Consider the following 22,778-nt stretch of genomic DNA (forward strand, 5'->3'; position numbering starts at 1 on the left):
ACATCTCGCCCGGACTATAGGCAGCCGCGTCGACCGCCGCCCAGCCGCCGTTCAGCCCAAACCCGCCGGTCGGCGGCTCATCATGCGAACCGGACGGCGTGCTCTTACGGTCGGGAGAACCGACGTGCGGAGGTGCCGATGCAGAGCCGGTACGAGTACCTGGCCGTGCTGGCCGCGTGCCTGCTCGTCACCGCGCCGCTGGAGTACGTCGGTCGCGTGTACCGGCGTGCGGCGGACGTCGCCCGCGCGGTGCTGCCGGTGCTGCTGGTGCTGGTCGTCTGGGACGTGGTGGCGATCGTGCGCGGGCACTGGAGCTTCCACGAGGAGAGCACGACCGGCGTGGTGCTGGGCGGTGTCCTGCCGATCGAGGAGGTGCTGTTCTTCGTGGCCGTCCCACTGTGCGCGTTGCTGACCTACGAGACCGTCCGCCGGATGCTGCGCGATGGCTAGGGAGTACCTGCTGGCCGCGGTGACCGCGGCGGTCCTGGTGGTGCTGCTGGAACTCCTCGCCCTGCGCACAGGGCTGTTCCGCCGTCGCGCCTACTGGATCACGATGGTGATCGTGCTCGGCTTCCAGGTACCGGTGGACGGGTGGCTGACCAAGCTCGACGCGCCCGTCGTGCTGTACGCGGACTGGGCGATCAGCGGCGTGCGCGTTCCGTGGGACATCCCCGTCGAGGACTTCCTGTACGGCTTCGCGATGGTGACCGCGGTGCTGTTGCTGTGGGAACGGAGGAGGAACGTGCATGGCGCGGTTGACCGCGGCTGAGGTGCCGGGATCGTTCGACGTGGCGGCGAAGGACTACGACCTGCTGGTCGGCCTGAACCCCGGTTACCACCGCGCGTTGCGGGCCTCCGCGCGGGCGCTCGGCCTGCCGCGGCGCGGCGCCGGCCTGCGTGTGCTCGACCTGGGCTGCGGCACGGGCGCGTCGACCGCGGCGGTGCTGGACGTGGCGCCGGACGCCGAGGTCGTCGCGGTGGACGCCTCCGCCGGGATGCTCGCGCGGGCGCGGGCCAAGCGGTGGCCGGACACCGTCACGTTCGTGCGCGGCCGCGTCGAGGACCTGGACCTGCGCGGGCCGTTCGACGCGGTGTTCGCCGCCTACCTGGTGCGCAACCTGCACGATCCCGACGCCGGTCTGCGCGTCGTCCGCGGGCTGATGAAACCCGGGGCGCCCCTGGTCCTGCACGAGTACTCGGTGCGCGACTCGGTGCTCCGCACGGCGATCTGGACGGCGATGTGCGGGCTGGTGGTGGTGCCCGCCGGGTGGCTGCTCACCGGGGACCGCGCGCTCTACACCTACCTGTGGCGCAGCGTGGTGCGATTCGACGGCGCGAGCGCGCTGCGCGACCGCATGCGGCGCAACGGTTTCCTCGCTGTGCGGAGCCGTCCCGCACCGGGTCTGCAACTCGGTGTCGTGCACACGTTCACCGGCCGGGCACCACGACAGGAGAACCTGTGAAGCCTCGTGATCGCAAGGCGGTGCGCATCGCCGGCCCCGGCGGGCGGGGGCGGTTCGACGAGGACGAGCCGACCGTGGTCGTGGTCGGCGCGGGCATCGCCGGGCTGGCCGCCGCGACGATCCTCGCCGAGCGCGGCGCGCGGGTCGTGGTGTGCGAGCGCGAGCACCACCTCGGCGGCCGGGTGGGCGGGTGGCCGACCCGGCTCGCCGATGGCAGCGAGGTCACGATGACCCGCGGCTTCCACGCGTTCTTCCGGCAGTACTACAACCTGCGCGCGTTGCTGCGCCGCGTCGACCCCGGCTGCATGGCCCTGGTCGGCCTGCCGGACTACCCGCTGTGGCACACCGACGGGCACCGGGACGGGTTCGCCGGGCTGCCCAGAGCGCTGCCGTGGAACGCGCTGGCCTTCCTGCGCCGCAGTCCGACGTTCCGCTGGGCCGACCTGCCCTCGGTGGACGCGCGGGCCGCGCTGCCGCTGCTGGACGTGTCCGTGCCGGAGGTCTACCGGGAGCTGGACCACCTCGACGCGGCCACGTACCTGGCCCGGATCCGCTTCCCCCGGCCCGCGCACGCGCTGGCGTTCGAGGTGTTCTCCCGCAGCTTCTTCGCCCACCCGAGCCGGATGTCGGCGGCCGAGCTCGCGCTGATGTTCCACGTCTACTTCCTCGGCTCGGCGGAAGGGCTGCTGTTCGACGTGGCCGCCGACCCGTTCCCGCACGGCCTGTGGGAGCCGCTCGCGCGGCACCTCGCCGAGCTGGGCGCGGACGTGCGGCGGGGCGTCGAGGTGCGGTCGGTGGAGCCCGGCGGGGCCAAGCGGTTCGCGGTGCGCGTCGCCGACGACGTGCTCGACGCGGACGCCGTCGTGCTGGCCGCCGACGTGCCGGGTCTGCGCCGGCTGGTGGCCGCGTCACCGCGCCTGGGTGACGCGGCGTGGCGCGAGCGGATCGCGGACCTGCGGACCGCGCCGCCGTTCCTGGTGTCGCGGTACTGGCTGGACCGGCCGGTGGATCCGGACCGCCCCGGTTTCCTCGGCACGAGCGGGTACGGCCTGCTCGACAACGTGACCGTGCTCGACCACTACGAGCACGAGGCGCGGGCGTGGGCCGCGCGCACCGGCGGTTCGGTGGTGGAGCTGCACGGGTACGCGCTGCCCGCCGACGAGCCGGACCCCCGCGCGCGGCTGTGGGAGCAGCTGACCGAGGTCTACCCGGAGACCAAGCGTGCCGGTGTGGTGGACGAGCGCCACGAGCTGCGGTCGGACTGCCCGCTGTTCCCCGCGGGCGGGTTCGCCGGCCGACCGTCCGTGCGCACCCCGGACGACTTCCTCGTGCTGGCGGGCGACCTGGTGCGGATCGACCTGCCCGTCGCGCTGATGGAACGCGCGGCGACCACGGGGTTCGCCGCGGCGAACCGGCTGCTGCGCCGGTGGGGCGTGGCCGGGACGGACCTGTGGACCGTGCCCACCGAGGGCCGGGGCCCGGTGCTGCGCGCCGTGGCCCGCCGCTGGGGTCGGACGCCCCGCTAGACGCGGACCTGGTCCACGATCAGCCGCACGGCATCGGCCAGCGTGGCGGGCCGCCGCACGGCGTCGGGCAGTGCGAGCCCGTCCCAGCCGGGTCCGGCCGCCACCACGACGGTGTCGGCACGGCGGCACAGGTCCTCGATCGGCACCGCGTCGGCGAGGTCGGCGAGGTGCGCCCAGACCACGACCACGGCGGGCCGCAGTCGTTCCAGCGCGTCGCACAGCGCCGCTGCCGGCACGCGCGCGCCGAGGCTCCGCCACCGGCAGTCCTCTTCGGACAGCGCGGCGCCGAGGGCGTCCAGTGCGAGCGTGTGCTGCTCGTCCGGGGCGCACGACAGCAACGCGGCCAGCGTGCCGTCGCCGTCCGGGTACGGCACGCCGCGCAGCGCGTGCAGCAGCCCGGCGCTGGCCAGGTGCTCCACCTCCACGCCCGTGCCGCGCCGGGACACCCGGTCGCCGAGCTCGATCAGGAACGGCGCCAGCACCGACTGCCACGACGCCACGACACCGTGCCCGGCGATCAGGTCGGCCGCGAGCCGCCGCACCCGCGGCTCGTCGAGCCGGTCGGCGGCGGTGAAGAACCCCCGCCTGGCGGCCCGCGCGGCGTCGGCCGTCAGCGCGTCCCCGACCCGTCGCGGGTGCTCCGGCGCGGGCTCGACCGCCTGCCGGGCGGCCTCCGCCGGTGCCACGCCCCTCGCGGTCAACGCGACCATGCGCCGCAACCGGTCGACCTCGTCGTCGCGGTAGCGGCGGTGACCGCCGGCGGTGCGGCCGGTCGGTCCCAGCCCGTAGCGCTGGTCCCACGTGCGCAGCGTGGTGGGCGAGATGCCGAGCATCGCCGCGACCGCGCGGGGTGTCCAGCTCATCGACTCCCGGCTCTCACTTCCTGGCGCGTTCGGAGAGCATAGACCGCAACTCGCTCTCGCCGAGCCCTCCCCAGATGCCGAACGTCTCGTGCACTTCCAGCGCGTGTTCGCGGCACTGCCGCATGACCGGGCACCGCTGGCAGATGGCCTTGGCCATCGCCTCCCGCCGCTCACGGGCCGCGCCGCGCTCGTTGGGCGTGTGGAAGAAGTAGGTGCTGTCCATGCCGCGGCACAGACCGGACAGCTGCCAGTCCCAGGACTCGGTGACCGGGATGGGCAGGCGGGAGAGCTCGGGCATGGCGCACGTCCTCGGCGAGTCGGAGCGGTGACGGACTCCACCTTAAAATCGACTCAGAACCGATGCAAGTTGACCTGCCTCAACCGGGGAACGTGCCCTTCGACCGGAGCGCGTACCGGCGCTCGGCGTAGGCCAGGTCGTCGCGCCAGAGCCGGGCGGCGGCCTGGCGCATGATCGGCCGGATCGCCGGGGCCAGTCGCCTGACCAGCGCGAACCCCCGCCGGTCGGACTGCGCGATGGTGGCCTCGACCACCGCGGTCCGCCCGTTGTCCAGCGGTGTGGCGTGCGTCTCGACCACGCTGCCCTCCCCCTCGCCGGACACGATGCGCATCACCACCGTCCGCGGCTCGGGACACGCGAACTCGGCGGTGACCGGCACGCCGAACCGACCGGCCACCCGGAACGTCACCTCCACCAGGAAGCGGTCCCGCTCCTCGGTGGGCGTCTCCAGCACGCGCAGGTTCGCGAACGAGTACGGGTGGAACCACGCGCCGTGCCAGGGGTCGAGCCGGTTGGCGACCACGTCCTCGGGTTCGCACCGGCCGATCAGCGTCGCGACCGCGTCGAGCGATCCGGCGGGCGGGCGCCGGGGCACCACCGGCGCGGGCAGCGGCTCCTCACCGCCCACGTCGTCCAGGCGCACCCACACGAGCACGCCGTCGTCGTGCGCGGGCAACGGGCTCCACCCGCCGAACCGCTCACCGCCCAGCGCGAGCCCGTGCCAGCGGCAGACCAGCTTCCCCTCGGAGACCGCGCCGTCGCACAACGGCGCGCCCAGATGGGGACAGGAGCCGGGGCCCGCTTCGAGCTCGTCACCCCGCCCGCGCCACAGCACCAGCTCGCGACCGGCGACCGTGCGGCCGAACGGCCTGCCGCGCACCACGTCGCGGCTCGCACCGACCACGAACCAGTTGCCGGACGGCCGGGCGGTGGCGCGTTTCAGCGCCGCCTCGATGAGCGCGGGCTTCGCGTCCCGCCACGTCGGTTCCTGCTGGGACCACGGCGGGCTGGTGAACGTCCGCAGCGGCAGGCGGTTCGGCATGTCTCTCCTTCGTGCTCAGGCCGTGCGGGCGAGCACGGCCCTGGCGAACGCGGGCAGCGCGACGGCCAGCCGCCTGCCGTTCGACACCGCGACGCGCCGGGACAGCACGTCGCAGCCCGCTTCCTCGACCAGGTCGAGGATCCGGCCGTAGAGCCGGTACGCGGTGGCGACGCACGGCCGCGACCGCGGCGCCAGCATCGCGATGCCCGGCCGGGCCTGCGCGTACGCGCGGCGGGCATGCCCGACCTGGTCGCGCAGCGCCGCCCGGACCCGGTCGTCGGCCCGACCCGCGGCACGCGCCCACACCAGCCGGTCGCGGTCCACATCGAACTCCGCGAGCTCGTCGGCGGGCAGGTACACCCGGCCTCGGTCGAGGTCCTCGCCCACGTCCCGGATGAAGTTGGTGAGCTGAAAGGCGATGCCGAGCGCGGCGGCGGCCGGTTCCGCCTCCTCCGCCGGCACGACGGTCCCGAGCACCGGGAGCACCTGCAAGCCGATCACAGCCGCCGAACCGTGCACGTACCGCAGCAGCTCGGCGCGCGTCGCGTAGTCCGTGACGGTCAGGTCCATCCGCATCGAGGCCATGAAGTCGCGGAAGTGGACGTCGGGGATGTCGTACCGGCGCGCGGTGTCCAGCAGCGCGGTCAGGACGGGGTCGGAGGTGGTGCGCCGGTCCAGTGCGGACGCGAGGGCGACCTCGACCGCCGCCAGCCGTTCCGCCTTCCGCACCGGATCGCCGTGCACGTCGTCCACGATGTCGTCGACCCACCGGGCGAACCCGTACAGCGCGTGCACCGCGGGCCGTTGCTCCGGGCTGAGCATCCTCGTCGCGAGGAAGTACGTGCGTCCGTGTTCGGCGTTGAGCGCGCGGCACCGTCGATACGCCTCGCGCAGCAGCTGCCCGGTGATGCCTGCGGCGTCCAACTCCCGGTCTGCGGACATCTCGTGGGTGATCCCTTCCGGCGCCGGCTGTGCACCCACGCTAAGTCGGCCCGCCGGGCTCCGCACAACCAACGCGCTCGTCATGCACGGCGCGGGCGGCGCTGCTTAGCTCGATCCACCGCAAGTCCGACGACACGCGAGGGGGCGACGATGTCGCTGTTGGCCGGCACGGACACCCGCACGCCCGCTCCGCAGGCGACGGAGGAGTTCGCGGCCCGGTTCGGCGTCGCGCTGGACGACTTCTTCCGCACCCGCCCGGACGTCGACGCCGCCCGGGAGCTCGCCGGGGAGGTGCGCGCGCTGGTCCTGGCCGGCGGCAAGCGGATGCGGCCCGCGTTCGCGTGGTGGGGCTGGCGCGCGGCGGGTGGCGAGGCGTGCGGAGACGCGGCGGAGGCCACCGTGCGGGCGCTGGTCTCGTTGGAACTGCTGCAGTGCTGCGCGCTGGTGCACGACGACGTGATGGACCGCTCGGCGACCCGGCGCGGCAGACCCGCCGTGCACGAGGCGTTCGCCGCGCGGCACCGGCGGCACCGGTGGTCGGGCAGCGCGCGCCACCACGGCGACTGCGCCGCGATCCTGGTCGGCGACCTCGCCCTGGCGTGGGCCGACGACGCGCTCGTCACGGCCGGGTTGCCCGCCGCGGCGCTGCGGCGCGCGTGGCGGCCGTGGCAGGAGATGCGGACGGAGATGATGGCCGGTCAGCACCTCGACCTGCTCGCGACGGCACGCCGCGAGGGGTCGCTGGAAGCCGCGTTGCGCGTCGCGTCGCTGAAGACCGCCGCGTACACCGTCGAACGCCCGCTGCACCTGGGCGCCGCGCTCGCCGACGCGCCGGCCGACCTGATCGGGTGCCTGCGCGAGTTCGGCCGTGACATCGGAGTGGCGTTCCAGCTCCGCGACGACCTGATCGGCGTGTTCGGCGACGGCGCGGTGACGGGCAAGCCGGTCGGAGAGGACCTGCGCGAGGGCAAGCGCACCCCGTTGATGGCGATCGCGGTCGCCCGGGCCACCGCGGCGGGCGACCACGCCGCGCGGCGGACGCTGCTGCGCTGCCTCACCGGCGTGCCGATCACGGACGAGACCGTGGCCGCCGTGCGGGCGCTGCTGGTCGACCTCGGCGCGGTCGAGGCCGTCGAGCGGCTCATCGACACACTGACCGCGAGCGGGCTCGCCGCACTGGACCGCGCGGCCGTCGACGAGGTCGCCCGCACGCACCTGAAGCGGTTGGCGGCCCGGGCCGTCCACCGCCGCGACTGACGAGGGGAACACCGTGGCGCGCGTCGTGAAGGGCCGAACCGACTCGGTCGTCGTGGTCGGTGCGGGCTTGGCCGGGCTGTCCGCCGCGCTGCACCTGCGCGGGGCCGGGCACGAGGTGACGGTGCTGGAGCAGCGGGCGCACCCCGGCGGCCTGGCGGGCAGGCTCGACGTCGCCGGGCACCTCGTCGACACCGGACCGACCGTGCTCACCATGCCGGAACTGCTGGAGGACGCGTTCGCGGCGGTGGGTGCGCGGCTCGCCGACCACCTGGACCTCGTGCCGCTGCACCCGGCCTACCGCGCCGAGTTCGCCGACGGCAGCGGGCTCGACGTGCACACCGACGCCGCCGCGATGCGGCAGGAGGTGGCCGAGTTCGCGGGCCGCCGGGAAGCCGAGGGCTACCTCGCGCTGCGCGCCTGGCTGACCCGGCTGCACGAGGTCGAGCGCGACCGGTTCCTCGGCGCGAGCTTCGACTCGCCGCTGGACCTGCTGGGCCGCGACCTCGTCACCCTCGCGCGGCTCGGCGGCTTCGGCTCGCTGGCGCGGGCGGTCGGCCGGTTCCTGCGCGACGACCGGCTGCGGCGGGTGTTCACCTTCCAGGCCCTGTACGCCGGGGTGGCGCCCGCCGACGCGCTCGCCGCCTACGCCGTGATCGCCTACATGGACACCGTCGCCGGGGTGTGGTTCCCGCGCGGCGGCATGCGTGCCGTGCCCCGGGCGCTCGCCGACGCCGCGACCGCCGCGGGCGTGCGGTTCCACTACGACATCGAGGTAGTCGGGCTGGAACGCGCAGGCTCGCGGGTGACCGCCGTCCGCACCGCGACCGACCGCTTCCCGTGCGACGCGGTCGTGCTCGCCACGGGTCCGGCGGGGAGCACCCGACTGCTCGGCGGCGCGCCGCGTCGACCACGTCCGCTGCGGTGGTCGCCGTCCGCCGTGGTGGTGCACCTCAGCGCCCCACGCGTGGTGGCCGGGCTGGGCCACCACACCATCTCGTTCGGCTCGGCGTGGGAGGGCACGTTCGACGAGATCATCCGCCGGGGCAGGCTGATGAGCGACCCGTCCCTGCTGCTCACCACCCCGACCCTCACCGATCCCGGGCTCGCGCCCCCGGGACGGCACCTGCAGTACGCGCTGGCGCCGTGCCCGAACCTGGACGTGGCGCCAATCCGGTGGGACCGGGTCGGCCCGCGGTACGCCGAGGAGATCGTCGGTGAGCTGGTCTGCCGGAAGCTGCTCGACCCGGGCGTCGACGTGCTGGCCGTCGTCACGCCCGACGACTGGGCCGCCGCGGGCCAGGCGGCGGGCACCCCGTTCTCGGCGGCGCACACGTTCACCCAGACCGGCCCGTTCCGGCCGCGCAACCTGCCGTTCCGCGAGGGCAACGTCGTGCTCGCGGGCAGCGGCACCACGCCCGGCGTGGGCATCCCGCCCGTGCTCGTCTCCGGCAGGCTCGCCGCCGAACGGCTGCGGCGCTGATGGCCCGTCATCGAGGGGTCGTGGCCCCGCCTCGACCCACTGCCGCCCGGCCGCGACTCGTCGGTCGGTTCGGGTACCGCGCCGCCGCACGCCGGTCGGGGCGCGGATCACGCCACGTGCCACCGGCGGGACGACCGGTGGCACTTGTCAGCCCTCTCACCAGGCGTGACGCCGCGTGCGGGCCGCCGTGGTTGTGGAACCGCGGTGAGCGTCGTAACGTTGAGGTGTCCAGCCGCCACGATCAGCTGCGCGGAACGACGATTCGGGTTGAGCAGAAGCTCGGTTGTTGGTTCTCGTACCAACCGAGGAGTGCCCTGTGGGCGACACCCGCACCGATACCCCCGCGACCACCACCCGCGTCCACCACCACGACGACGTCGCCGTGGTCGAGGTCGTCGGCGAGATCGACATGGCCTGCGAGACGCCGGTCCGCACCGCGCTCGTCACCCAGCTGGACCAGCGGCCCGCCGGGCTGGTGGTGGACCTGACCGAGGTCGACTTCTTCGGCTCGGCCGGTATCCAGCTGCTGGTGGAGGCCATCGAACGGGCAGAGCGCCGCGGTGTCGCGCTGGCCGTCGCCACCGACCGCCGGGCCGTGCTGCGTCCCCTGGAGATCACCCTCGTGCGCGAGGTCGTGGACGTCCACCCGACGCTGGCCGACGCGATCGCTGCGGTGCGGGCGGACGACCTGCCCCAGAGACGACGCGTGGCGCACCAGTGAGCCACCGGCACGGTGAAGACCCGGCACCCCGCAGCGGCGCCGGGACTCCACGTACCACCGCGGCTCAGCTGTCATCCGCCGCCTGACCACGCCGTTCGGCCTCGCTGCGGATCTCCGCTCCCGGTTGGTCGTCGGCGTCACGGCTGATGACACCCTCGCCCGGGTCGACCGGTTCGCCGGCCGGCCGGTCCACCGACACCTCGGGCTGCTCCTCGGCGAGCCGGTCCGCCAGCGGCCGGGGATGGGACTCCTCCCACGGCGTCATGCCGTACTTCGTGACCCCGGACCACCCCTCCGGCGGGTCCATCCCGGACTCCAGCGGGTCCTTCCTGATCCGGTCCTCGTCCAGGTCCTCGGCGCTGTTCAGGCCCGCCGGATCGGTCTCGACCGCGTCGGGCGACCCGGTGGCCTGCGGTTCCGCGTACGAGTTCAGGTCCTCCGTGCTCATACCGGACGTGTACCCGTTCCGGCCGGCCGCAATCGGCCCCGCACGATCAGGCCGTGATCGTCGCGGCCACGATGCACGTGTCGTCCAACGGGGTCGCGGGCACCAGGCGCGAGGTCAGCGCCTCGGGCATCTCCTCCGGGTCGAGGTCCGCGATGAACCCCCGGATCTCGTCCATCAGGCGTTCCAGGTCGTCACCGCGGGCGCCCGCGGACGGACGGCGCTCGATCAGGCCATCGGTGAACATCAGCACCGTGTCACCGGGCGCCAGCAGCATCCGCGCCGTCGCGTACACCGCTCCCCGCACGGCACCGAGGATCGGGCCGTCCGGACGGTCCAGCCGGTGCACTTCGTGCGACCGAAGCAGCAGCGGCGCGGGGTGGCCCGCCTGTGCCCACGACAGCCGGCGGGTGGTCGGCTCGAACCTGCCGACGATCGCCGAGGCCAGCGTCACTCCCCCACCGCCGGTCAGCATGCGGTTGAGCACGTCGAGGACACCGGCCGGGTCGGGGTTGGTCAGCGCGGCACCGGTGGCCGCGTACCTCAGCTTCGCCATCGCCGCCGCGGTCGCCAGGCCGTGACCGGCGACGTCACCGATGGCCAGCAGCGTGCTGCCGTCGTCGATCGGGAACGCGTGGTACCAGTCGCCGCCGACCTCCGCCCACTGCTCGGCCGCGAGGTAGCGCACGGCGACCTTCATCCCCGGCAGGTCGAGCGGACGGCTCGGCAGCGGCAGCACGGCGGAGCGCAGGTGGTCCGCCACCTGGTGCTCCTGCGCGAACTGCTCGCTGAGGTCGAACACCCGCTTCTCCGCCCGCCGCATCGCGGTCACGTCCTGCAGCACCACGTCCAGCCGCACGGGACGGCCCTCGACGTCCAGCACCGGTTCGCCGATGAACCGGCCGCACCTGATCTGGTCGCCCGCCATCAGGCGCAGCTCGGAGTCGGCGCCCTCGCCCCGTTCCAGCATCCGCCGCACGGCGTTCTGCAGGATCGGCAGGTCCTCGCGGAGGACGGACGCGCGGATCTCGTCCAGCGACATGGGTCCCAGCGCCGGGTCGCGGTCGAAGATGACGTAGAGCTGGTCGGACCAGTCGATCTCGTTGGTCACCAGGTTCCACTCGCCCCAGCCGATGTTGCCCAGGCGCTGGACGCTGCGCAGCCGTTCGAGCTGCAACGGGTCCTCGTGCTCGTGCCAGGCCAGGATCAGTCCGTCGCCGAACTTGCCGATGGTCAACGTGTAGCGGCCGTGCTGCGGCAGGCCGGGCGTGTTCTCCTCGTAGTCGAAGATGCTGACCACCTCCCGGACCCCGGTGCGCAGGACGCGGTGGTAGGCGTCCCACAGCTCGGTGCCCGCGACGGTCGGGTAGCTGGTGAGGACGGTCCGCCCGACCAGCTGCTGGTACCGGCGGCCGGAGAAGTCCGTGGCGTCGGGGCTGGCCGCCTCGAACCGGAAGTCGACCACCTCCCCGTCCGCGCCGTGCACCGCGCCCAGCAGCGCCACCGAGCCGGGCAGCACGTCCAGCAGGTGCTGCACCCAGAGCGTCCAGTTGCGGCCCTGCCTGGCGGCTTCCGCGCTCACCAGCGCCAAGAGCGTGGACCCCGCGGCCCGGACCAGCACCTCCAGCTCCCACCGCTCCTCGGCCGAGAAGTCGTGGTCCACCGACCACAACAGCCCGATGACACCGGCGACGCGCGTCTGGTCCTGGAACGGCAGCCACGCGCGCGACCTCCACACCGTGGCCGGTTCACCGATCAGGACGTACCGCCGACGAGCGTCCTCCAGGTCCGGCAACCACTGCGGCAGGCCGCTGAGGACCGAGGCGAGCGCGCCCGTCTCGAGCCGCAACGGCACGCGCTCCCATTCCAGCCGCACCTTGGCGGGCACGTTCGCGACGGCTTCCAACCGCAGCCCGCCATCGGGTTCGAGCAGGTAGACGAGCACGCCGTCGCAGCCGACGTGCTCGCGGACGAGGTCGGCCAGGTCCTCGGGGTCGGCCGCGGTGCCGATCGCCGCGAGCGCCACCGGCTGCGGCGTGCGTTCGCGCAGGGGCGCCGGCGAGGGTTTCGGGATGTCGACCTGCCGCAGGGACCGGTCCGGGACGAAGAGGGCGTCGGTGGGCTCGGTGGGCGAGTCGGACGGCGGCCCGGGCGGCGCCGGCACGCCGAGCACCCCCGCCGCGATGACGGCCAGGTCGCTGCCCGTCGCCTGGGCGAGCCGGACCATGTCCTCGAACGCCTCGTCGGGACGGCAGGAGAGCCGCTCGGCCAGCACGCCCTTCGCCTGCTCGACCACCGCCTGCCTGCGGGCAGCCGCCCTCAGCCGGTCGATCTCGTCACGCTGGCGTGCGACAAGATCGGCCAGCGCCGAACCGGTCGGATCCCGCTGGACTGCCATCACCCCCCAGCATCACCCGCCCGACCGCCCCGGGCCAGCCGAACCCACCCCGCCCCCACCCACGACCGCACTCCCGCCCGATTACCGTGCGTGCCCAGGCCTTGGCACAGTGCTGTGCCAGGGCTTGCGATCCGGTAACCGAGTTGAAATCCTTGGCCCGCACGTTTCGGCTCTGTGAACACCTGCTGGGGGTAGGTCCTGGTGACAGCCAAGCGGACGGGCGAAGCGGATGACACGGGCGGGTGCGCCCTGGGCCACCGGGCGTATCGCACCCGTTCCGGCAGACCGACGAGCCCGACCGGGCGGTGGTAGGGCACCCTTCGCGGCGCCGAACCGACGCACGTCCGGACCCGAACGGAAACCCGCCGACGGCGCGGTGAGCCAGGCATCGACGCTTGCGCCGAACCGACCGATCGCGGGTGATTCGCGCGCGACGTGCACATCACCACGCCAATCGGCGGGTGCTGCGGTCCCGGTCGCACGCACGGCCCATTCGAATCGTCGAATGGCGCCCGGATCGGCATTGACGAGGCTCAGGCAGGTTCGGCACGTCGTATACGCCGTCGCCGAGGTGGTGCTATAGATGTAGGTGAGTCCAAATCAGGCGGCTCGCTCCTTGCCGCAGTCGCCCCGGCTGTGTCGTTGACGACGAGTTGTGGAGTCATGGGAAAGGTAGGACCAATTCCGTGCACTCAGACGCGACAACCCGACCGCTCTTCCGAAACGCCCCGGAATTTGCATGAGGACCCGGCGCACGACCGAAGCGACAGTGACCGCCACGACCCCCGGCACGCTGCCCGGCTCCGTCCGGTGGACCGAGGCACCGCCGCCGGGCCGACCCGGTGCCGCACGCGCGGCGGTGGAGCTGCGCGCGTTGGGCCCGCTCGAAGCGGTGGTCGCCGAACAGCCGGTGGACCTGGGCACGCCCAAGCAACGCGCGCTGCTCGCACTGCTGGTCAGCCGGGTCGGCCAGCCGGTGGCGGTGGACGTGATGCTGGAAGCGCTGTGGGCGGGCCACCCGCCGCCCTCGGCCATCACCTCGTTGCAGGCGTACGTGGCGAATCTGCGCAAGGTGCTGGAACCGCAGCGGGCGCCGCGGACACCGGCGACCGTTTTACGCACCTGTTCCCAGGGCTATGTGCTGGACGGCCACGCCGTGGACGTCGACGTCCACCGGTTCGGCGAACACGCCACAGCGGGCTGGCAGGCATTGGAACGGGGTGATTCCCGGCAGGCGTTGCGCGAGTTCGAGGCGGGGTTGGCGCTGTGGCGGGGGCGGCCCTACTCGGAAGTCGCCGGCGCCACCTGGGTCGCGCCCGAGGTGGCGCGACTGGACGAATTGCGATTATCAGTGGTCGAAGCGCGTTGCGCGGCACTGCTCGCGGTGGGCGCGCACGAAGTCGCGGTGGCCGAATTGGAAGCCTTCGTGCAGGCGCACCCACTGCGCGAATACGGCTGCGAACTGCTCACCCTGGCGTTGTACCGCGCCGGGCGGCAGGCCGACGCGCTGAAGGTGCTGCGGACCATCCAGATGCGGCTGGCGGAGGAACTGGGCGTCGATCCCCGGCCCGCGCTGAAGCAGCTCGAGCACGAGATCCTGAACCAGTCGCCGACGCTGGACTGGCAGCCGACCCCGACGCTCGTGGCCACCGACGAGCCCGTCGTCACACACGACGACGCCCCGCCCGCGCCGGTCGCGATCGTCACGACCAGCGCATCCCCGCCGCCGGTCGCGGACGGTGAGGTCTTCGTCGGCCGCGAGGCGGAACTGCGGCAACTGGCCGACGCGCTGGCCGCGGCCGCGACCGGAAGCGGTCGGGTGGTCACGGTGTCCGGCGAGCCGGAGATCGGCAAGACCAGCCTGCTGCGGCGGTTCGCCGAACGAGCGGGCGTACCGGTGCTCTGGGGCACCTGCCCGGAGCATGTCGACGCACCGCCGCTGTGGCCGTGGGAGCAGGTGCTGCGCGCCGCGGTCACCCACTTCCCGCCGGCCTCGACGCCGGAACCGGTCGCACGGCTGCTGGACGGTGACCGGCGGCCGGCGGACGACGCCGACGTGGCCGGTGCCGAGCTGCGCCGGTTCGAGGCGATCGTCCACTACCTCACCGCCGCGTCGGACGCGGCGCCGTTCGCGGTGGTGCTCGACCACCTGCACCGGGCGGACCCGTGCTCGCTGCGGTTGCTGGCGCACCTGGCGGAGTCCGTGCCGGCGAGCCGGCTGCTGCTGGTCGTGTCCTACCGGTCGGAGGAGGCGGCGGTCCTGTCCCGGACGTTGGCCGCGTTGGCCCGCGCGGAGATGACCCGGATCGAGCTCACCGGCCTCGACCTGCGCCAGACCCGGAGCCTGGCGTGCGCCGTCCTCGGCCGCGAGGTCGGCGGGCGCACCGCGCAGGAGCTGTGGGCCCGCACCGAGGGCAACCCGTTCTTCCTGCGGGAACTCGTCAAGCTGTTGACCAGTGAGCAGCGCCTGGACCAGCCGCACACGGTGCCGGTGCCCGTGCCGGTGCGCGAAGTGGTGCTGCGACGCGTCGCCCGGCTGCCCCGGACGGCGGCCGAGCTGTTGACGGTGGCGGCCATCGCCGGTCGGCAGTTCGACATCGAGGTCGTCGCCGAGGTCGCGTCGGTCGACGTCGAGGCGGCGCTGGAAGCCCTCGACACGGCGGTCGCGGCGGGGCTGGTGGTGGAGGAGCAGCAACGGCTGGGCTGGTTCCGGTTCACCCACGCCCTGACCGCCGAGGTGCTGTACGGGACGACCGGGCGGCTGCGCCGTGCGCTGGTGCACCGGCGGATCGGCGCGGCGGCGGCCAAGGCGTGGACCGACAGCACCGAGCGGGCGGCCGAGATCGCCCGGCACTGGCTGCCCGCCGCCGAACTCGACCCGTCCGCCGCCGCGCAGGCCGCCGCCCACGCCGCCACCGCGGCCCGCGTCGCCGACACCGAGCTCGCACCCGAGGACGCGGCACGGCTGTGGCGGCAGGCCGTGGCCGCCGCCGACCTGGCCGGCCAGGACGACGTGGACCGGCACCCGCTGCTCGTCGGCCTGGGCGCGGCCCTGTACCGGGCCGAGGACTTCCGCGACGGGCTGGCGGTGTTCAGCCAGGCGATGGAGGACCTCCTCGCGGCACCCGGCGCACCGGACACGTCCCGGCTCGTCACCACCGCGCTCGCGGCCGTGGCCGAGTTCGACCTGGGGTCCACCGGCCGGGGTGAGGTCGACCAACGGCTCGTCGACGTGCTGCAACGCGCACGGCCGCACGTCACGGACCCCGTCCAGCACGCGCTCCTGCTGTCCTGCCTGGCCGTCGCCCGCCGCCACGACGGTGACGCGGCGGGCCGGGCCGCGCTGTCGGACGAAGCCCTGGCCATCGCGTGGCTCTCGACCGAGAACGCGGAGCTGGCCCAGCTCCTGCACCTGCGCGCCGTGGCGCTGGACGGGCCCGACCACCTCGACCAGCGCCTCCAAGCGGCCACCGAGCTGCTGGCGCTGCCGGACCTGCCGCCGTCGACCGAGGCGCGGGCCAGGCGGATCCGGGCCCAGGTGCTCGTCGCCCTCGGCCGGGTCGGCGAGGCCGCCGCCGAACTGGACCGAGCGGCCGAGTACGCGGAGCGGCGCAGCCCGGCCCTGGCGACCCGGCTGCGCTGGTCCCGGGCCGGTTTGCTGCTGCTCGGCGGTCGTTGGGCGGAAGCCGACGAGTTGAGCCTGACGACCTACGACCGGTGTGCCCGGATGTCCTGGGCCGACGCCCGGTTCAACCGCGCGATCCAGCGCTGGGAGGCCGCGTACCTCACCGGTGAGGGACGGCACCTGGTCGACGAGCTGCGCGCCACCGCGGAATCGTCCGGCCGGCCCGCGTTGCAGGCCGTGCTGGTGATGGCGCTGGTGGAGGCGGGCCGGATGCGGGACGCCCGCATCGCCCTGCACCGCTTCCCGCGCGGGCCGGAAGAGGACCACCTGTGGCTCTACGGCCGCTGCTGGGCGCTGCTGGCCGCGGCACGGCTCGGCGAGACCGAACTGGTGGCCCGGTGGCGGGCCCGGCTGCTGCCCTACCGCCACCTGACGTGCTCGGCGCCGGATCTGGTGATCAGCGGGTCGGTGGCCTACTTCACCGCCGAGGCGGCCCTGGCCCTCGGCGACCCGGACGCGGCCCTGGCCGACCTCGCCGTCGCCACCGACACGATCCGGCGGATCGGCGCCGTGCCGTGGCTGGCGAAGGTGCGTGGCGCGGTCGAGCTGGCCCGCCGGTTCGAGGTGATCTCCGCACCCTGCTGACCACGCGGCCGGTGCCCGTGCGAGGCACGGGCACCGGCCGCGGCACTACACCCGGGTCGAGGCGTGGGCGCGGAGCGCGACGCGCAAGCTCGCCACGACGCGTTCGACCTGGTCCAGGCTCAGCTCGGCGTGCATCGGGACGGCGAACTGGCGCCGGAAGAGGTCCGCCGAGGTCGGGCACTGCTGCTTCGCCTCGTACACGGGCTGCAGGTGGCTGGCCCAGGTGCCGTGCCCGCAGCCGATCCCCTGGGCACGCAGGTCGGCGGCGACCCCGGCGCGGTCCACGTCCGGGTCCAGCGTCAGCAGGTAGGACTGCCAGGCGTGGGTGCGGTCCGAGGGCACGTGCGGCAGGGTGACGAGATCCTCGTCGGCGAGCAGCTCGGCGTACCGGGCCGCGACCGCGCGCCTGCGTTCCAGCAGCTCGCCGATGCGGCCCAGCTGCACCAGCAGGATCGCGGCGGCGATGTCGGACAGCTTGTAGTTGTAGCCGATCCCGGTGAACTCGGGGATCGGCAGGCCGACCACCTGCGCCTTGTCGAAGATGCTGCCGATGCCGAACGACGACCGCAGCCGCGCACCGGCCGCGAGCGCCGGGTCGGCCGTGAGCAGCGCACCGCCCTCGCCGCTGGTGATGCCCTTGCGCCCGTGGAACGACAGGCAGGCCACCGGCGCCAGCGCGCCCGCCTCCTGTCCCCGGTACGTCGCGCCGACGGCACAGGCGGCGTCCTCGACGAGGAACAGCCCGTGGCGTTCCGTGATCGCGTTCAGCTCCGCGTAGTCGGCGGGCAGCCCCACGGTGTCCACCGCGATCACGCCGACCGTGCGCGGGGTGATGAGTGCCTCCACCGCCGCCGGGTCCACCGTGCCGGTGTCGGCGCGCACGTCGGCGAAGACGGGCACCCCGCCGACGTAGTGCACCGCGTGGGCCGGGGCCGGGAACGTGTAGTCGGCGACGATCACCTCGTCGCCCGGCTCCACGCCGAGTTCGAGCAGGGCCAGGTGGAGCGCGGAGCCGCAGTTGTTCAGCGCGACCGCGTCACCGACGCCGTAGCGCTCGATCAGCGCTGCCTCCAGCGCCTTGCCCTTCGGGCCCTGACCGGCCTGCCAGCCGGAGGCGAACACCTCCGCGACGGCCGCCAGCTCCTGCTCGCCCAGGCTCGCCTTGACGAGGGGGATCGGGTCCACCGCGGTCACCTCTCGCTCACCAGTGGCGCGCCTACGTGCTCGAGTGCGGGCGGTTCGTAGCGCAGCGGCGTGATCTGCTTGACGTCGTAGCGGTCGCGCAGCCGTTGCACGGCCTCGGGGTCCACGTCGTCACCGGCCGCGAAGATCTCGCAGATCTCCTCGAAGTACCGCTCGTGGTCGGGTGCCGGGTAGCTCTGGAACAGCATGCGCGTCGGCTTGTCGGTGGGGTTGCGGAACGCGTGCGGCGTGCCGGTCGGGACGAACATGCAGCTACCCGTGCCGGCCCGGACGACCCGGTCGCCGTTCGGCGATTCCCAGTCCTGCCAACGGTCCCCCTTGCGCTCGACCGGTTCGAACGCCAGGAGCTCGAGCTCGCCGTCGAGGATGTAGAAGAACTCGCCGGTGCGCTCGTGGACGTGCGCGCCGACGTCGAACCCGGGCGGCACCACCACCTCGAAGGTCGACACGGCGGAGCCGTCCGCGCCGGTGACCTTGAAGGTGACGTCCTGCGCCTTCGTGGTCAGCTTCCGACCCTGGCCTGGTGGGACGATCAGGCCGTCCATGTGGCTTGCCTCCCTGCGTCGTGCGCGAAGTCCCGCTCGGAGTGGATCGCCGACGCACCACGTCGGCCCGGGATGTCGACGGCCCAGCGGCCCACCGCCATCTCCGCGGTGATGCCCGGGCCGAACCCCGCGATCACGCCGGTGGCCCCGGGCGTGACCAGGTCTTCCTCGAACAGCCTGCGCAGCGCGTCCAGGACGACCGCGCTGGCGATGTTCCCGTGCTCGGTCAACGTCGCCCAGCTGTGCCGGAACGCGGTGCGGTCGACGCCGAGGAACTTGCTCAGGTCGTCCAGGATCCGCGGCCCGCCCGCGTGGATGATGTAGAAGTCGAGGTCGGCGACGTCCCAGCCGTGGTCGGAGGCCAGCTCGCGCAGCACGGGGGCGAGCGGTTCCATCGTCCCGGGCACCCGGCGGTCGAGCTGGAAGTGGAAGCCGGTGGACCGCACCGCGTAGGAGATCCACTCCTCGGTGTTCGGGATGAGGTAGGAGGCGTTGCGCTCCAGCGACACACCGGTGCCACCGCTGCCCCGCACCACGGCCGCCGCGACCGCGTCGCCGAACAACCCATCGGACAACAGCGAACCCACGCCGTCGTCATCCGGCTGGTAGCACAGCGAGCACAGCTCGCAGGAGACGATCAGGACGTTGGCCTCGGGGTAGGCGGTGCAGAAGTCGTGGGCCCGGCCGATCGCCGCGCCACCGGCCGCGCAACCCAGCTGCGCGATGGGGATCTGGCGGGTGTTGGACCGGAAGCCCATGGTGTTGATCAGCCACGCGGTCAGCGACGGCATCAGGAAACCGGTGCACGACACGTAGATGATGGCGTCCACGTCGTGCGCCACGATGCCGGCGTTGGCCAGGGCCTCCTCGATGACCTCGGGGCAGCGCTTCTTGGACTCGATCTCGTAGATGCGGTTGCGCTCCTCGAAACCGGGGTGGCGCAGGGTCTCCTCGATGGGCTGCACGATGTGCCGCTTCAGCACGCCCGTGTTCTGGATCAACCTCAGCGCCAGCGGGAGCTGCGGCTTCCCTGCGTGCACCCTCTCGGCGAACTCCAGGGTCTGTTCCATGGTGATCACGTGTTCCGGCACGCGCACCGACGGCTTGCACAAGATGGGCATGTCTGGCCGCAACCCCCTGCACGTAAGAGTGGTCCTCGAAACCCCGACGCCACCCGTCTGCGGAACAGCGTGGTGCGGCTGCGACGGCGCGGTTCGAGGGTCGGCTCGGGCATACGCCCTGACTGTCCCCCATCGCGCTTGTGATCGACTTGGCGCGGGCTTCTCGCGCCACCAAGGCTTTCCGGTGCGCCGCAGGGCCGCCGGGGACCGTGCGCGGTGATCCGTTCGGCCGGTCGCGGCCGCTGCGCCAAGGTGCCGCCAAGTCGGGGCCAACCCGTTCGACAGTCCCGGCCAAGTCCGGGTGTCGATGCTAGGGCGGGCAGCGCGAAGGCCAGGTCGCCGCGATCACGTCGTGCCCGGTTCTCGGCGAGCGGTGCGGCCGCACCTCGGCGCTCGCCCGCGCGTGCCCTCGCGCTCCGCCGAGCCGGTGACGGCCCGACTCCTCGTCGAACACCCGGAAGGAGCAAGTCTGGATGAAGGGGTCCATGATCCACGACTCGATGTGGAAGCGCGGTCTCTACCCCGGCATCGTGCCGGAGGTGGCCGCCGCCAGGAACGGTTCGACGCCGCTCACCCTCGACCACGACCTGGACGTGCTGCCCGAGGCCGGTCGGCGGATGACCGTGGCCGACCTGGCCGGTCACGTGGACGACCTGGCCGGGCGCCTGTGGGCGGCCGGTGTCCGGCCCGCGGAGCACGTCGCGATCTACAAGACCGCCAACTTCGACGCGTGGGTGCTCGCCAGCGCGACGTCCCGGATCGGGGCGGTGCCGGTGATGCTGTCGCCCGCCCTGAAGGGCCCGACCGTGGGCGCCCTGCTCGACCGGCTGGAACGGCCGCACCTGCTCACCGACGTGCCCAAGCTCGACGGGCCCCTGGCCGAGGTGCCGCTGGCGGAGCGCACCGCGAGCGTGATCATCGTCGCCGGGAGCAGGCCGGGCACGGCGTCGCTGTCCGAGCTGGCCGGGTCGCCGCGCGTGCGACCGGTGTTCCGCGTCCCGGAGGAACCCGCGCTCATCACGCACACCTCCGGCACCACCGGCCTGCCCAAGCTCGTCGTGCACACGCCGCAGAGCATGCGCCTGCGGTTGCGGCCGCAGCAGTGGCTGCTGGCGTTGATGCGCAACCGGGAGACGGTCGCGATCCACATCCCGTTCGTGCACTCGCGGATGTTCGCCGCGATGGCGCTGGCGCTGGTGCGGGCGATGCCCGTGCTGCTGGTCAAGCAGTCCGACCCGGACGCCGTCACCGACCTGTTCCGCGAGCACCGGCCCGGGTTCCTGGAGGTGCTGCCCAACTCGTTGATGGAGTGGGAGGACCTCGCCGAGGACGAGCGCAAGCCGTTCGCGTCGATCAAGTACTTCAGCACCACCTTCGACGCGATCCACCCGCGCACGATCAGCAGGCTGCTCAAGTCGTCCGAACGGCGCTCGCCGCTGTTCTTCCAGATCTACGGCCAGAGCGAGGTCGGCCCGGCCGTCGGCAGGCCGTACTTCCTGCGGTCGGCGCACAAGGCAGACGGGCGGTGCGTCGGCTGGGCCATGCCGGGCTGCGCGCGGGTCCGCGTGGTGAGCCGGGACGGCAAGCGCCCGTCCAAGGACAACCCCGGCTTCATCGAGGTCCGCTGGAAGGGCAACGCCCAGACCTACTTCGGCGAGCAGGAGCGGTTCGACGAGAACCTGCGCGGCAAGTGGTGGCGCACCGGCGACGTCGGCTACTTCACCAAGCTCGGCTGCCTGCACATGCTCGACCGCGAGGTGGACATGATCCCGGGCGTGCAGAGCAGCCTGGAGGTCGAGGACGTCCTGCTGGGCCGGATCGGCGAGCTGAACGAGCTGGTCGTGGTCACCGGACCGAAGGGCGAGGCGATCCCGGTCGTGTGCACCCACGACGACCGGCCGCTGGACCGCGACCGCTGGCGCTCGGCCGTCGCCGACTTCCCGCAGCTGGCCGACCCGATCCAGATCCCGCGGGCGGAGCTGCCCCGCACCGCCACGATGAAGGTCCAGCGGCTCGAGCTGTCCCGCCGGCTGCAGGACCAGCTGGGGAACCGGGCGTGACCCGGACCCCGGCCGCACTTCGCGACACACGACCAACCGAGGGGATCAGCGCGATGACACCGGACGCAACGCTGGCGCGACTTCGTGACTACATGGTGGGACCCGCGCGGTTCATGAACCTGCTGTCCTGCTTCGAGCTCGGCATCGTCGACGCGCTGCGGGAGCAGCCGGGGCAGACCGCCGTCGACCTCGGCAAGGCGGTCGGCGCCAAGCCGGACGCGGTGGAGCAGCTGCTGCACCTGCCGGTCAAGGAGGGTTTCATCGCCTACGACGGCGAGTCCGGCGGCTACTCCCTCGACGCGCTCGCCGACGTGCCCGTGCCCGACCTCAAGCGGGCGCTCGCGTACATGAACCTGATCAAGGTCGTGGCGTTGCGGCAGTTGTTCCACCTGACCGACAGCGTGCGGACCGGCACGGTCGTCGGGCTCAAGGAGCTGTACGGCTACGAGGGCACCCTGTACGGGGCCGTGGAGCAGCACCGGGACCTGCGCGACGCGTGGTCGACGCTGATGGACAAGGTGACCGAGCGCATCGACCCGTGGTTCTTCGACAACGTCGACATCCCGGCCGGTGCGCAGGTGCTCGACCTCGCCGGCAACACCGGGCTCGGCGCGATCCACACCTACCGGCACAAGGCGTCGCCGGGGCTGCACGTGACGACGTTCGACCTGCCCGAGAAGGAACGGGAGTGCCTGGAGAACTTCCGGGCCAACGGCGTGGCCGAGCACTGCTCGTTCATCGGCGGCAACGTCTTCGAGAACATCCCGCAGGGCTACGACGTGGTGCTGATCAAGCACTTCCTGGACATGTTCGACCAGGACGACGTGTTCCGGATCCTCGACGGCGTGCACCGGTCGCTCAACGACGGCGGGCAGGTCCACGTGATGGTGCCGGTCTACCCCGAGGACATCACGGACACCGACAACTACAACGTGGACTTCTTCCCCGCGTTCTTCCTCGGCGCCACCATGGGCCAGGGCGGGCCGCAGAAGCTGTCGACCTACCGGCGCTGGCTGGAGGAGCGCGGGTTCACCGTGACGCGGGCGATCGCCAAGGACCCGGCGGAGATCCCGAAGGACGTCATCCCCGTGCCGGGCATCCTGTCCGCGACGAAGAACCCCTGAGCCGACGCGGAACGCGGCCG

Annotated in this window: 19 protein-coding genes; 10 read left to right on the forward strand and 9 right to left on the reverse strand. The window is 73.1% G+C overall.

The features are described 5' to 3' along the window. Positions 1–138 precede the first annotated feature (138 nt). From B0I31_RS35355 to B0I31_RS35370, 4 genes are read left to right on the forward strand one after another with little or no spacing between them, the layout of a single operon-like run. A complete protein-coding gene (locus tag B0I31_RS35355; RefSeq protein WP_106619795.1) occupies positions 139–450 on the forward strand; it encodes a lycopene cyclase domain-containing protein in 312 nt (103 codons plus the stop codon). Then, complete coding sequence (locus tag B0I31_RS35360; protein WP_106619794.1) at positions 443–769, forward strand: lycopene cyclase domain-containing protein; 327 nt, start codon at positions 443–445, stop codon at positions 767–769. The genes B0I31_RS35355 and B0I31_RS35360 overlap by 8 nt, the downstream gene beginning before the upstream one ends. Beyond that, positions 747–1,463, forward strand: coding sequence for a class I SAM-dependent methyltransferase (locus tag B0I31_RS35365; protein ID WP_106619754.1), 717 nt, complete (start codon positions 747–749; stop codon positions 1,461–1,463). Before B0I31_RS35360 ends, B0I31_RS35365 begins: the two co-directional genes overlap by 23 nt. Continuing rightward, positions 1,460–2,989, forward strand: coding sequence for an FAD-dependent oxidoreductase (locus B0I31_RS35370; protein ID WP_219910956.1), 1,530 nt, complete (start codon positions 1,460–1,462; stop codon positions 2,987–2,989). Before B0I31_RS35365 ends, B0I31_RS35370 begins: the two co-directional genes overlap by 4 nt. On the opposite strand, the gene B0I31_RS35375 is transcribed toward B0I31_RS35370, so the two are convergent. The 4 genes from B0I31_RS35375 to B0I31_RS35390 all read right to left on the reverse strand — a co-directional run bounded on the left by B0I31_RS35375 (position 2,986) and on the right by B0I31_RS35390 (position 6,134). Then, positions 2,986–3,852: a MerR family transcriptional regulator gene (locus tag B0I31_RS35375; RefSeq protein ID WP_106619755.1), complete on the reverse strand. Its 867-nt coding sequence runs from the start codon at positions 3,850–3,852 to the stop codon at positions 2,986–2,988. The genes B0I31_RS35370 and B0I31_RS35375 overlap by 4 nt on opposite strands. 13 nt (positions 3,853–3,865) lie before the next feature. Next, the gene (locus B0I31_RS35380) at positions 3,866–4,150 is read right to left on the reverse strand and encodes a WhiB family transcriptional regulator (protein WP_106619756.1); all 285 of its coding nucleotides are present in this window, start codon (positions 4,148–4,150) and stop codon (positions 3,866–3,868) included. 79 nt (positions 4,151–4,229) lie between these two features. Next, positions 4,230–5,192: a Rieske (2Fe-2S) protein gene (locus tag B0I31_RS35385; protein WP_106619757.1), complete on the reverse strand. Its 963-nt coding sequence runs from the start codon at positions 5,190–5,192 to the stop codon at positions 4,230–4,232. 15 nt (positions 5,193–5,207) lie between these two features. Next, a complete protein-coding gene (locus B0I31_RS35390; protein ID WP_106619797.1) occupies positions 5,208–6,134 on the reverse strand; it encodes a phytoene/squalene synthase family protein in 927 nt (308 codons plus the stop codon). A gap of 150 nt (positions 6,135–6,284) precedes the next feature. On the opposite strand from B0I31_RS35390, the gene B0I31_RS35395 reads away from it, so the two are divergent. The 3 genes from B0I31_RS35395 (at position 6,285) to B0I31_RS35405 (ending at position 9,592) form a co-directional block, all read left to right on the forward strand. Next, positions 6,285–7,391: a polyprenyl synthetase family protein gene (locus tag B0I31_RS35395; protein WP_106619758.1), complete on the forward strand. Its 1,107-nt coding sequence runs from the start codon at positions 6,285–6,287 to the stop codon at positions 7,389–7,391. 13 nt (positions 7,392–7,404) lie between these two features. After that, positions 7,405–8,871, forward strand: coding sequence for a phytoene desaturase family protein (gene crtI / locus B0I31_RS35400; protein ID WP_106619759.1), 1,467 nt, complete (start codon positions 7,405–7,407; stop codon positions 8,869–8,871). A 316-nt stretch (positions 8,872–9,187) separates the two neighbouring features. After that, positions 9,188–9,592: an STAS domain-containing protein gene (locus B0I31_RS35405; protein WP_181320701.1), complete on the forward strand. Its 405-nt coding sequence runs from the start codon at positions 9,188–9,190 to the stop codon at positions 9,590–9,592. A 64-nt stretch (positions 9,593–9,656) separates the two neighbouring features. Here B0I31_RS35405 and B0I31_RS35410 read toward each other — a convergent pair whose 3' ends face one another. Together B0I31_RS35410 and B0I31_RS35415 are read right to left on the reverse strand one after the other, a co-directional pair. Beyond that, a complete protein-coding gene (locus B0I31_RS35410) occupies positions 9,657–10,040 on the reverse strand; it encodes a hypothetical protein (protein ID WP_106619761.1) in 384 nt (127 codons plus the stop codon). A 46-nt stretch (positions 10,041–10,086) separates the two neighbouring features. Beyond that, positions 10,087–12,435 (reverse strand): SpoIIE family protein phosphatase, encoded by a 2,349-nt coding sequence (locus B0I31_RS35415; RefSeq protein ID WP_106619762.1) that lies wholly within the window; start codon positions 12,433–12,435, stop codon positions 10,087–10,089. A 769-nt stretch (positions 12,436–13,204) separates the two neighbouring features. Between B0I31_RS35415 and B0I31_RS40975 the strand changes: the two genes are divergently transcribed. Next, entirely contained in the window at positions 13,205–16,705 is a 3,501-nt protein-coding gene (locus tag B0I31_RS40975) for an ATP-binding protein (protein ID WP_219910957.1), read from the forward strand. Between the two features lie 45 nt (positions 16,706–16,750). On the opposite strand, the gene B0I31_RS35425 is transcribed toward B0I31_RS40975, so the two are convergent. The 3 genes from B0I31_RS35425 to B0I31_RS35435 are packed head-to-tail and all read right to left on the reverse strand — an operon-like array spanning position 16,751 to position 19,574. Continuing rightward, positions 16,751–17,890: a DegT/DnrJ/EryC1/StrS family aminotransferase gene (locus B0I31_RS35425; RefSeq protein ID WP_106619798.1), complete on the reverse strand. Its 1,140-nt coding sequence runs from the start codon at positions 17,888–17,890 to the stop codon at positions 16,751–16,753. Between the two features lie 5 nt (positions 17,891–17,895). Then, positions 17,896–18,453, reverse strand: a complete 558-nt coding sequence (locus B0I31_RS35430) for a cupin domain-containing protein (RefSeq protein ID WP_106619763.1) — start codon at positions 18,451–18,453, stop codon at positions 17,896–17,898. Next, a complete protein-coding gene (locus B0I31_RS35435; protein ID WP_106619764.1) occupies positions 18,441–19,574 on the reverse strand; it encodes a type III polyketide synthase in 1,134 nt (377 codons plus the stop codon). Before B0I31_RS35435 ends, B0I31_RS35430 begins: the two co-directional genes overlap by 13 nt. A gap of 473 nt (positions 19,575–20,047) precedes the next feature. Between B0I31_RS35435 and B0I31_RS35440 the strand changes: the two genes are divergently transcribed. Beyond that, entirely contained in the window at positions 20,048–21,634 is a 1,587-nt protein-coding gene (locus B0I31_RS35440; RefSeq protein ID WP_106619765.1) for a class I adenylate-forming enzyme family protein, read from the forward strand. A 53-nt stretch (positions 21,635–21,687) separates the two neighbouring features. Further along, positions 21,688–22,758: a methyltransferase gene (locus B0I31_RS35445; protein WP_245950666.1), complete on the forward strand. Its 1,071-nt coding sequence runs from the start codon at positions 21,688–21,690 to the stop codon at positions 22,756–22,758. Positions 22,759–22,778: the final 20 nt, after the last annotated feature.

Source organism: Saccharothrix carnea (assembly GCF_003014735.1).
Lineage (GTDB): Bacteria > Actinomycetota > Actinomycetes > Mycobacteriales > Pseudonocardiaceae > Actinosynnema > Actinosynnema carneum.

Coding starts and splice junctions, on each gene's coding strand:
- B0I31_RS35440 (WP_106619765.1), top strand. CDS start 20,048: ATGAAGGGGTCCATGATCCACGACTCGATGTGGAAGCGCGGTCTCTAC.
- B0I31_RS35430 (WP_106619763.1), bottom strand. CDS start 18,453: ATGGACGGCCTGATCGTCCCACCAGGCCAGGGTCGGAAGCTGACCACG.
- B0I31_RS35445 (WP_245950666.1), top strand. CDS start 21,688: ATGACACCGGACGCAACGCTGGCGCGACTTCGTGACTACATGGTGGGA.
- B0I31_RS35385 (WP_106619757.1), bottom strand. CDS start 5,192: ATGCCGAACCGCCTGCCGCTGCGGACGTTCACCAGCCCGCCGTGGTCC.
- B0I31_RS35355 (WP_106619795.1), top strand. CDS start 139: ATGCAGAGCCGGTACGAGTACCTGGCCGTGCTGGCCGCGTGCCTGCTC.
- B0I31_RS35435 (WP_106619764.1), bottom strand. CDS start 19,574: ATGCCCATCTTGTGCAAGCCGTCGGTGCGCGTGCCGGAACACGTGATC.
- B0I31_RS35380 (WP_106619756.1), bottom strand. CDS start 4,150: ATGCCCGAGCTCTCCCGCCTGCCCATCCCGGTCACCGAGTCCTGGGAC.
- B0I31_RS35395 (WP_106619758.1), top strand. CDS start 6,285: ATGTCGCTGTTGGCCGGCACGGACACCCGCACGCCCGCTCCGCAGGCG.
- B0I31_RS35390 (WP_106619797.1), bottom strand. CDS start 6,134: ATGTCCGCAGACCGGGAGTTGGACGCCGCAGGCATCACCGGGCAGCTG.
- B0I31_RS35375 (WP_106619755.1), bottom strand. CDS start 3,852: ATGAGCTGGACACCCCGCGCGGTCGCGGCGATGCTCGGCATCTCGCCC.
- B0I31_RS35415 (WP_106619762.1), bottom strand. CDS start 12,435: ATGGCAGTCCAGCGGGATCCGACCGGTTCGGCGCTGGCCGATCTTGTC.
- B0I31_RS35365 (WP_106619754.1), top strand. CDS start 747: ATGGCGCGGTTGACCGCGGCTGAGGTGCCGGGATCGTTCGACGTGGCG.
- B0I31_RS35410 (WP_106619761.1), bottom strand. CDS start 10,040: ATGAGCACGGAGGACCTGAACTCGTACGCGGAACCGCAGGCCACCGGG.
- B0I31_RS35360 (WP_106619794.1), top strand. CDS start 443: ATGGCTAGGGAGTACCTGCTGGCCGCGGTGACCGCGGCGGTCCTGGTG.